General features: G+C 52.1%; 1 pseudogene. It reads right to left on the bottom strand.

Going from position 1 to position 376, the window contains the following annotated elements:
- Positions 1–59 precede the first annotated feature (59 nt).
- Positions 60–376: pseudogene (locus HMPREF2609_RS06345) on the bottom strand (hypothetical protein); the annotation flags it as partial.

Genomic DNA, 376 nt, shown 5'->3' on the forward strand with positions numbered 1-376 from the left:
AAATCCTCAAAAGGACTAGGTATATAGGACGCAAAAACCCAGCTTGAACCTCAAGACGACTATTCATCCACAGGATATCCTGCATCACCCGTAAACGCGGGACTCTCCGGATACCTTTCAGGATCAAAAATCCAATCCCCCCGCTCATCACACCGAGGAGCCGGGAACCCCTGAGGGAAATATTTTTTCTTCCGCTCCTCATGCCAAGTCCACGGATACTCCACCACCTCCGGGCCAGCAATCAGGATCTCGTTATTTCCTGTAAAGAACTGCTCCACACGCGGCAAAGAAGCCCGGCTCACCCCGAACCCGTAGCCTAGAGTCACCTCATAATCATCCCCAGACCGAGGATATGGGCTAGGACGCATAGGATAGT

The organism is Rothia sp. HMSC058E10 (genome assembly GCF_001809415.1).
GTDB classification, from domain to species: domain Bacteria; phylum Actinomycetota; class Actinomycetes; order Actinomycetales; family Micrococcaceae; genus Rothia; species Rothia dentocariosa.